Genomic DNA, 5,129 nt, shown 5'->3' on the forward strand with positions numbered 1-5,129 from the left:
AGGCTTGGATACGAACGGCTGTACCTGTTCACGCTGCGCAGCGAAGCGCTCAACGCGCGGATCGGCTGGATCAGGTTCGAGCGGATCGACTACAACGGCGTGCCGCTTGCTCTCACAGTGCGGCAGACCGCGTGATGCATCCGCGACGCTGTGATTGCTTTTCAGCCAGCGTTGCCTTGAACAGTTCGGCGAACTGCCGTCTTCGCTGACCAGCAATTGAGCGACGCAATCGAGACACCCTGATCGCTTCGATGCCGAGGGGCCGGTGAAGCTGCAATCGATTGCAGATCGCCGCAGCGTATTTCAGCAGCATGTGCAGACCTTGCGCAGCGCGGGAGCGATGCTTCGTTCGCGCGCCGCATGGCATGTCGTTGGTGGACACTTTTTGAGCGTTCATGTCCAATTATTGTGCGGCGCACAACAATTGAGCGGGTGCAAATTTTGAGGGCGGGTGATGTCAACTCTAACTCAACTCTAACCGGCGCGGCTTCTCGCATAAAGCACTGTAAATAATTGCATTTTTTAATCGCGAAGGGTCTGGCACAGGGTTTGAATAGCTCCTTGCCGACGCCATCGATGCCGTCGCCGAAAAAGCCATTCATCCGAATTGCGGCCGCTCCGCCGGATTTCGTTCCGCGCTCGCTGCCGATGCTTTGGACAGTGACCGATTGGCGCCTTCAGCAAAGGAATTTTTCAATGAGCTCCAAAAACCCGACCTGGATTTCGGACTGGAATCCCGAAGATCAGACCTTCTGGGAAACCAGAGGCAAGGTGACTGCCCGCCGCAATCTGATCTGGTCGATCGTTGCCGAGCACATCGGATTTTCCGTCTGGCTGATCTGGTCGATCGTCGCGACCAAACTGCCGGCGGCCGGCTTTCACTACACGACCGATCAGTTGTTTCAACTCGTCGCCATTCCAGGCCTGATCGGCTCGCTGATGCGCTTTCCCTACACCTTCGCGGTGACGACCTTCGGCGGCCGTAACTGGACGATCTTTTCGGCTTCCGTCCTCTTCATCCCGACCTTCGGGCTCGCCTACTTCGTCGGCCAGCCCGACACGCCGTTCTGGCTGATGATCCTGGTGGCTTCGACGGCCGGTCTCGGCGGCGGCAACTTCGCCTCCAGCATGGCCAATATCTCTTTCTTCTATCCCGACCGCATGAAGGGCTGGGCGCTCGGCCTCAATGCCGCCGGCGGCAACATCGGCGTCAGCAGCGTTCAATTGCTCACGCCGATCCTGATGGGCGTTGGCCTCATCAATCTCTACCAGGCAACGCCAGTCTCCGGCGTCTACCTCCAGAACGCCGGCCTGATGTGGGTTCTCCCGCTTATCATCGCGGTGTTCGGGGCGGTCACCTTCATGAACAACCTGACTTCGGCGAAGTCGTCGTTCAGGGACCAGATCGCGATCGTCAAGCGCAAGCACACCTGGATCATGTCGTTCATCTATATCGGGACGTTCGGTTCCTTCATCGGTTACTCGGCGGCCTTTCCGCTTCTGATCAAGACGCAGTTCCCGGCAGTCACCATCGGCATCGCGTTCCTGGGACCGCTGGTCGGTTCGCTCGCGCGTCCGTTCGGTGGCCTGCTCGCCGACAAGATCGGCGGCGCGATCATCACGTTCTGGAATTTCATCGCGATGGCGGCGGCCACCATTGGTGTCCTCTATTTCGTGGGTGCCAGGGACTTCACCGGCTTCCTCGCGATGTTCCTTATACTCTTTGTCACCACCGGCATCGGCAACGGATCGACCTACCGGATGATTCCATCGATCTTCCGCGAGGAAAATCTTCGTAAAGCGCAAGGCAAGGGCGACGCCGGCCGGGCGCTCGCGATCAAGACTGCAGGCATCGAAAGCGGCGCCGCGCTCGGCTTCATCGGCGCGATCGGCGCGTGCGGCGGCTATCTGATCCCGAGCGGATTCGGCAAATCGATTGCCGTCACCGGCGGACCGCAACTCGCCCTCGTCATCTATCTCGGCTTCTACGCGAGCTGCCTCGCGCTGACCTGGTGGTTCTACCTGCGCCGCAGTCCCGTGGCGGCCGGTGCGTCAGGTCTTGCCGGGGCCCGCGTGTGAGCAAAGCCCTTAAGCCCGCCGGGCGCGTCGATCTTTCTCGTCCCGCTTGCGGGACGAGGCCTGAGGCCGAAAAAGCAGGAGAGAGACATGACACCTGATCACGTCAAACTGGTGCAGCAGAGTTTCTCCCAAGTCGCGCCCATTTCCGATCAGGCGGCGACGCTGTTTTACGACCGCCTGTTCGAAGTGGCGCCGCAGGTCAAGTCGATGTTTCCCGCCGACATGACCGAGCAGCGGAAAAAGCTGATGGCGACGCTCGCCGTCGTGGTCAACGGCTTAAGCGATCTTCCTTCGATCCTGCCGGCGGCGAGTGCGCTCGCCAAACGCCACGTCGCGTATGGCGCCAAGCCAGATCACTATCCGGTGGTTGGTGCGGCCTTGCTGTGGACGCTGGAAAAGGCATTGGGCACCGGTTGGACTCCCGACGTCGCGAACGCATGGAACTCGGCGTACGTCACGCTGTCCGGCTTCATGATTTCCGAAGCCTATGGCACCTCTCAGGCAGCCGAGTAGGGAGCAGGCCATGAGCGAATCCCTGGTGATTGTCGGCAACGGAATGGCCGCCGCCCGCCTGGTCGACGAGCTCGCCAAGGTCGCGCTCGGGCGTTACGCCATCGCCGTGATCGGCGACGAACCGAGGCTTGCCTACAATCGCGTGCTGCTGTCGTCGGTGCTCGCGGGCGAGACGGCTTCCCATGAAATCGAGCTCAGGCCAGCCAATTGGTGGCGCGATCGCGGCGTGACGCTGAAATACGGTACTGCCGTCGACGAGATCGACGTCGGCCGCCGCGAACTCAAGATCTCCAACGAGGAGAGCGTCGGTTTTTCAAGGCTGGTGCTTGCGACCGGATCCTCGCCGCTGCGGCTCAACATACCCGGCGTTCATCTCTCAGGCGTCAACACGTTTCGTGACAGCCGCGATGTCGATCTATTGCTGACGCTGGCGGCTGCCAAGAAGCGTGTGGTCGTGGTCGGCGGGGGATTGCTCGGACTTGAAGCCGCCCACGGGCTCGCCAAGGCGGGAGCGCCGGTGACGCTGGTTCATTTGATGGACCGTTTGATGGAGCGGCAGCTCGATGCGCCGGCGGGAGCGCTCCTGAAATCGCTGGTCGAGAAAAAGGGAATCAACGTTCTGCTCAATGCCAATACCAGCCGCATCATCGGCGAAAGCCGTGTCGAAGGCGTCGAAGTCAATGACGGACGCCGGATCGACGCCGATGCGGTGATCCTGGCCGCCGGCATCCGGCCAAATATTGCGCTACCCAGGGAGGCCGGCATTCCCGTCAATCGCGGCGTCATCGTCGACGACCAGCTCCAGACCGGCGCGAGCGACATCTTCGCGCTTGGCGAATGCGCGGAACATCGCGGCATCTGCTATGGCCTGGTCGAGCCGGCATACGAGCAGGCGAGGGTGCTGGCGCAGCATCTCGCCGGCCGCAACGCGGCCTATGGCGGAAGCGTGGTCGCGACCAATCTCAAGGTATCCGGCGTCAGCGTATTTTCCGCAGGCGATTTCTTGGGCAGCGACGGCAGCGAGGCCATCGTGCTCAACGATCTCAAGCGGGGCGTCTACAAGAAGCTCGTGATCGAGGACGGCCGGTTGGCCGGCGCGGTCCTGATCGGCGATACCGCGGACGCGCTCTGGTATCTCGAGATGATCCGCAATCGGGAAAGGATCGCTGCAATCCGGAAGGACATGATGTTCGGCCGGCCGGCCGCGACGCTGGCGGCAGCGGCTTGACCGGCTGGCCGATGACGTCGGTTGATCCCGCGACTTTCACCACCTGTCCCTATTGCGGCGTCGGTTGCGGCGTGCTGGCAACTCCAGACGGCGATGGTGGTGCGGCGATCTCGGGCGATCCGTCGCACCCGGCGAATTTCGGCCGCTTGTGCTCGAAGGGCTCGGCGCTCGGCGAAACCCTCGGTCTCGAAAATCGTCTGCTCTATCCGATGGTCCGTTGTAGCAATGGCGCGATGGAGCGCGTCGCCTGGACCGACGCGCTCGACCATGTCGCCCGTCGCTTTTCCCACATCGTGGCGCGCGACGGCCCGAATGCCGTGGCGTTCTATCTGTCCGGGCAATTATTGACCGAGGACTATTACGTCGCCAACAAGCTGATGAAGGGCTTCATCGGCAGTGCCAATGTCGATACCAATTCACGACTGTGCATGGCGTCCTCGGTGGCTGGCCATCGTCGCGCCTTTGGCGCCGACACCGTGCCGGGAACTTACGAAGATCTCGACGAGGCCGATCTTCTGGTGCTGATTGGCTCCAACGCCGCCTGGTGCCATCCGATCCTGTTTCAGCGCATGATGGCCAACAAGCAGCGGCGCGGCGCGCGGATGGTGGTGATCGATCCACGCAAGACCGATACGTCAGAAGACGCCGATCTGTTCCTGGGGTTGAAGCCCGGCACCGATAGCGCATTGTTCTGTGGGCTGCTGGTGCACCTTGCCGATCACGGCATACTCGATCGCGACTATATCGAGCGCTATACCAGCGGTTTCGATGAGGCGCTCGCGCGTGCCCGCAGCATTGCCGGCAGCGTTGCGGCAACGGCCTTGGCCACGGGGCTTTCCGAGCAGGACGTTGCAGCGTTCTTCCAGCTATTTGCAGCGACGCCGCGCGTGGTCACGCTCTATTCGCAGGGCGTGAATCAGTCGGCGCAGGGCACTGACAAGGTCAACGCGATCATCAATTGCCATCTCGCGACTGGACGGATCGGCAAGATCGGCGCATCGCCGTTTTCGCTGACCGGTCAGCCGAACGCGATGGGCGGCCGTGAGGTGGGCGGGCTCGCCAATCAGCTCGCCGCGCATATGAATTTCACGCCGGCCGATATCGATCGCGTACGCCGGTTCTGGAAGGCGCCGCGGATCGCGACGCATGACGGGCTCAAGGCCGTCCAGTTGTTCGAGGCCATCGGGCGCGGCGAGATCAAGGCGTTGTGGGTGATGGGCACCAATCCCGCGGTATCGTTGCCCGATGCTGATGCGGCGCGCGCGGCTCTAAAAAAACTCGAACTGTTCGTGATTTCCGAAAACGTCCT

At 61.7% G+C, this 5,129-nt stretch carries 4 protein-coding genes; all 4 read left to right on the forward strand.

Features of this window, described 5'->3' with window-relative positions; genetic code table 11:
* Positions 1 to 696: 696 nt before the first annotated feature.
* Positions 697 to 2,079: an MFS transporter gene (locus WB528_RS01255; protein ID WP_423886617.1), complete on the forward strand. Its 1,383-nt coding sequence runs from the start codon at positions 697 to 699 to the stop codon at positions 2,077 to 2,079.
* Between the two features lie 87 nt (positions 2,080 to 2,166).
* Positions 2,167 to 2,592, forward strand: coding sequence for a globin family protein (locus tag WB528_RS01260; protein WP_423886618.1), 426 nt, complete (start codon positions 2,167 to 2,169; stop codon positions 2,590 to 2,592).
* Positions 2,593 to 2,602: 10 nt separating this feature from the next.
* Positions 2,603 to 3,820, forward strand: a complete 1,218-nt coding sequence (locus WB528_RS01265) for an NAD(P)/FAD-dependent oxidoreductase (RefSeq protein WP_423886619.1) — start codon at positions 2,603 to 2,605, stop codon at positions 3,818 to 3,820.
* 11 nt (positions 3,821 to 3,831) lie between these two features.
* Positions 3,832 to 5,129, forward strand: a 1,298-nt coding sequence (locus WB528_RS01270; RefSeq protein ID WP_423886620.1) for a molybdopterin-dependent oxidoreductase, incomplete at its 3' end; no start/stop codon positions are given.

The sequence above is a fragment of the Bradyrhizobium sp. genome, from assembly GCF_049586575.1.
Taxonomy (GTDB): Bacteria; Pseudomonadota; Alphaproteobacteria; order Rhizobiales; family Xanthobacteraceae; genus Bradyrhizobium.